The organism is Streptomyces sp. NPDC050856 (assembly GCF_040653855.1).
GTDB lineage: Bacteria > Actinomycetota > Actinomycetes > Streptomycetales > Streptomycetaceae > Streptomyces.
In genome coordinates this window covers 1-4,232 of sequence record NZ_JBFAGV010000067.1, presented here as the reverse complement: position 1 = coordinate 4,232, position 4,232 = coordinate 1, and the positions used below count along the sequence as shown (strand labels likewise).

Here is a 4,232-nt window from a genome sequence, read left to right as displayed (position 1 = left end):
TCGGCACCAGGCAACAACGGCGCTATCCGATCCCACGCCGCATCCGTCAGCTCACCACGACCCACCACAAGATCCATTATCAGACAGGACCTAGGACCGCGTAGCCCTCCTGCCCCCATCCCCGGAGATACTCACCCCGCCCGACTGCGGCAGTGAGTTCTACGATGCGCTGCCCCTTGAGGCGCCGCTCCGTATCACGCGCCGGTCACGTCGGATCAGACGGTGGCCGGGCATCTCGTCAGCGTCGCCGATGGCGCCCTCCGGGCCCGGTGATGTTACCCCCAGGTCATGCCTGAGACAGGGGGACCCAGTCGCGCCGGGCCCGGAGGCCGACGGCCCCCTTGCAGGACCGCGAAATCGTGACGGGGCTCATCCGTCCTCGCACAGGAAGGTCACCAGCGCGGAGAGCAGCTGCGCGGCCGCGTCCAAGGGAACCAGATGTCCCGCGTCGGGGATGAGCCGCAGCCGTGCACCGGGGATGAGTGACGCCAGTTCATGAGCCTTGGCGACGGGAATCCAGGAGTCCTCCTCGCCCCAGCACACGGTGACGGGGACAGTGATGTCCCGGTACAGCTTTTGGACCTCGTCGGTATGGCGCTGGTCGGCCTGGGCGATCTGCCGATAGAACGCCGCTTGCCCCGCTTTGTCCGCCCAGGGCCGGGCCAGAGCCTCGGCCGCGTCGGGGTGCAGCCCTCTGTGGCTCGCCGAGTCGATGTACTCGCGGACGAGCGCACGGTGCAGGAAGGGGGGCAACTGCTCGAAGACGTGCGCGTGCTCACCTACCAGCCGGAAGAACGGCGAGCCCCACGGTGCGAGCGCCACCGGGTGGTCGACGAGGGCCAGGCGTCGGTAGGCGACGCCGTGCAGCAGATGGGCCCGCAGAGAGACACAGCCACCGAAGTCGTGGGCGACGACGGAGGGGTCCGGCAGCTGCCAGTGCTCCATCAACTGGGCGAAGACTTCACCCTGCGCCGCGAGGGAGACGTCCTGGCCCTCGGTTTTCTCAGACGCGCAGTAGCCGGGCATGTCCCAGACGAACACCTGGTGGCCGCGGCCGGCGAGCGCGGAGGCGATCTCCCGCCACACGTACGAAGAGAACGGAGTGCCGTGCAGCAGTACGACCGGCTCGCCGTCCCGCGGTCCCAGCCGGTTCCATCGGACTGTTCCCGTCCTGCTTTCGAAGGTCTTGGGCAACTCCCAGTCGTGCACTGCTCAGTCCTTCCCGTCCTCATCAGACACGAACGACCGGAGGGCTCCGGTGCCGGTGCTGCACCGTGAACAGTCTCTCAACGCGACACCGGCCGCAAGGCCGGGGCGTGACGGCCCGGTCATCCCCCGGTCCTCAGGTGCGGGCGGTCGCCGCGCCCCAGGCCTCGTCCCAAGCCGAGTACGCGGGTAGGAAGCCGCAAGGCAGTGAACACGAGGCGCCACTCGAACCGGACCAGTTCCGGGGCCTACGGCTCATGCTCAGTTCGACGTGGGCCGCCTCGATATACGTACTTCCCTGGTACTCGCCGGCTACCGTTCCTGCGTAGTCCAAGCGGACCCCCTCTTGGCCGAGTCCGGCGGTCAGCCGGGACTGTGGGCCTCGGGGGCCTGCCGCTGCGGGGGAGAAGTGGGAGTGAAAGAGGTCACGTCCCGGGTCTGTAGGACGGGCATGGCATCGCAATCGGTCATGGGTAACAGACGGTTAACTACCATATGCAACGGGTAACGTAGGTGTGCAGAACGACACTGATCACCGCGTGCACGAGGCCGGTTACACCGCTTTTCGACCATCTGAAGCCGACGGCAGCTGCCGCCAGGTGCAGCCCGGCATCGCCAGGAAGGTGATCGTCGCCATGGCTTCGTAGTCACCCCCCCGGCGTCGGCCACCGACCTGCGGGCGTATCACCTCAGTCGGTGGCACCACCCGGGGGAACAGCACCCACAACGCGTCCGGCACCAGTCGCTCCACGAGAGCCGCCATGCATGGACCACCGAACGATCACGCCATAAGAAACGACGTCTTACTGATCGTTTCAGAATGCCGTCCTGCGGAGACGCTGGCGGCCATGGAACAATCCCGTCAGTCACCGGCTCAGGGGGATGACGCCGTATGGAACGGGTTGGGGCTGCGCGGGACCTCGTACTCGGTTACGTCGAGGCTCTGAACACGGTGGACGAGGCCATGAGGGCAGCCATCCCCTCGCTTGAGCGACTTGCAGATGTCCTCGGCCTGGTCCGTTCGCGCCGGATCATCAGCTGGAGTGGGCAGGTCGGCACCTACTCCTTCAAGGTTCATGGAGCCGGGTGCCTCTTCGTCAGCGACAACGGCACTGAGATCGATGTCGACTTCGCCGACGGGAGTGAAATCTTCGACCTCTGGCGGCTGCGCTGGTACGGGCGGAGCCTGCCGGAGCCTGTTGACGTCACGGATGAGGACCTGCTGTCCGCGGTGCGGTCGCTGCACCCGCTTCTGAGCGACGTAAGGCCGGGGTGGTTCAGCGTGGCCGGCTGACCGCTTCAGGATGAGGTTCACAGGCGGCACAGGCATATGAGGCTGCAGGCCAGTTCGAGCAGGCCTTGGTGGAGATCAGCGCGTCGCTCATAGCGAGTGCGGAGCCGTTCGAACTGGTGCAGCCAGGCGAAGATGCGCTCGACGACCCAGCCTACCTTGCCCAGTCCAGAACCGTGGGCGACGCCGCGTCGGGCGATCGTCGGCTAGATGCCGCGTTTCCACAGCAAACGGCGGTATTTGTCGAAGTCGTAGCCCCGATCGGCATACAGGCGCCGGGGCTTGCGGCGGGGACGTCCCCGCAGACCCCGGATCGGCGGGACGGCGGCGAGCAGCGGCAGGAGTTGGGTGACGTCGTGCCGGTTGCCGCTGGTCAGGGTGATGGCCAGTGGGGTTTCGTGGCGGTCGACGATCAGGTGGTGCTTGGAGCCGGGGCGGGCGCGGTCGACGGGTGAGGGGCCGACGTGATCCCCCTTTGAGCGCCCGGACGTGCGACCCGTCCACGGAGCAGTCGTTCAGGTCCAGCAGGCCCGCGCGGCGCAGCTCGCTCAGCAGGGCGAGCATGCAGGCGCTGCCACACGTCGGCCTCGGCCCAGTCCCCCCGCAGCCGGCGCCAAGCCGTCACACCCGAGCAGCCCACCGTCTCCGCGGGAACATCACGCCACGCGACACCCGTTCGCAGCACGTACATGACGCCAGCGAGGGCGACTCGGTCAGGAACAAGCAGCCGCCCGGGGTAGCGGCGGCGCCTCTCAGGAGCGGGCGGCAAAAACGGGGCCACCCGCTCCCACAGGTCATCAGGGACAAGATCAGCGTCGGGCGTCTTCCCACCGCCGTTGTCCTGCTGCCGGGGTGGCGCTTGAGCGCCGGGCGGCTGCCAGACCGCTGTTGGCGTGCCGCGTCGTCGGAGGGTTTGTCTGTAAGCGACTTTTTTGAGCTCCACCGCACGGAACTGAAGTGACACTCCAGGCGTAAGGACTTGATCTGGCCCCACTCTGCGTTCATGGCACTGCATGGAGCTTGGACGTCGGGATAGGGTCTGGTGGGAGGTGCGGGGGAATGAGTTTCCGGCTGGCGGCGTACGCCGTGTGCATCGAGGGCGGGCGGGTACTGCTCGCCCGTCACGTGCCGCCGAAGGGCGAGAGCAACTGGACCCTTCCGGGTGGCAGGGTCGAGCACGCGGAGGATCCGTTCGACGCGGTGATACGGGAGGTCGCAGAGGAAACCGGCTGCGATGCGGCGGTCGAACGCCTGCTGGGCGTGGACTCCCGAGTGATCCCCGCGGCCGAACGTGCCATCCCCGGTGGACCAGAGCATCAAAATGTCGGCGTCTTCTACCAGGTTCGTATTACTGGCGGCCAGCTACGGCCGGAGCCGAACGGCGAAATCGCTGAGTCGGTCTGGACTCCGATTCCCGACGTCGCTCGCCTGCGCCGGTCATCGCTGGTCGATGTCGGCCTCGCCCTGGCTCAGACGCTTCCGGCGACCGGCCACGTCGCTGCCGTCCCGGTCGGCGGCCTGATCCAGCACTGAGGCGTGATCCGCTGCCCACGCCGCCCTGGCGGCCGTGCGGCCGTGGTGCCATCCCGGGCGCTGCTGCGCCGCGCCACCGCCGTGCTGCTGCGCGCCGTCGGCTACAGCTAGATGTATTGATCACGAGCGTTGTTGACAGTCGCGGGGCTTGATCATGGCGAAGACCTCCGATGTGGTGGAGCTGTCTAGGAACACACCGCAC

3 protein-coding genes and 2 pseudogenes are annotated in these 4,232 nt (G+C 67.4%); 2 read left to right on the top strand and 3 right to left on the bottom strand.

Going from position 1 to position 4,232, the window contains the following annotated elements; genetic code table 11:
• Positions 1 to 369 precede the first annotated feature (369 nt).
• Positions 370 to 1,209 (bottom strand): alpha/beta hydrolase, encoded by an 840-nt coding sequence (locus AB0H53_RS29040; RefSeq protein ID WP_362119631.1) that lies wholly within the window; start codon positions 1,207 to 1,209, stop codon positions 370 to 372.
• Between the two features lie 548 nt (positions 1,210 to 1,757).
• A pseudogene (locus tag AB0H53_RS29035) lies at positions 1,758 to 1,969 on the bottom strand (IS5/IS1182 family transposase); the annotation flags it as partial.
• Between the two features lie 129 nt (positions 1,970 to 2,098).
• On the opposite strand from AB0H53_RS29035, the gene AB0H53_RS29030 reads away from it, so the two are divergent.
• The gene (locus AB0H53_RS29030; protein WP_362119628.1) at positions 2,099 to 2,500 is read left to right on the top strand and encodes a hypothetical protein; all 402 of its coding nucleotides are present in this window, start codon (positions 2,099 to 2,101) and stop codon (positions 2,498 to 2,500) included.
• Positions 2,501 to 2,517: 17 nt separating this feature from the next.
• Here AB0H53_RS29030 and AB0H53_RS29025 read toward each other — a convergent pair.
• A pseudogene (locus AB0H53_RS29025) lies at positions 2,518 to 3,290 on the bottom strand (IS5 family transposase).
• A gap of 266 nt (positions 3,291 to 3,556) precedes the next feature.
• Between AB0H53_RS29025 and AB0H53_RS29020 the strand changes: the two are divergent.
• A complete protein-coding gene (locus AB0H53_RS29020) occupies positions 3,557 to 4,030 on the top strand; it encodes an NUDIX domain-containing protein (RefSeq protein WP_362119625.1) in 474 nt (157 codons plus the stop codon).
• The last annotated feature ends 202 nt before the right edge of the window (positions 4,031 to 4,232 follow it).

What these genes read in the sequence shown, in the direction of transcription:
- AB0H53_RS29030 (WP_362119628.1), top strand. Translation starts at nt 2,099, where the DNA reads ATGGAACGGGTTGGGGCTGCGCGGGACCTCGTACTCGGTTACGTCGAG.
- AB0H53_RS29020 (WP_362119625.1), top strand. Translation starts at nt 3,557, where the DNA reads ATGAGTTTCCGGCTGGCGGCGTACGCCGTGTGCATCGAGGGCGGGCGG.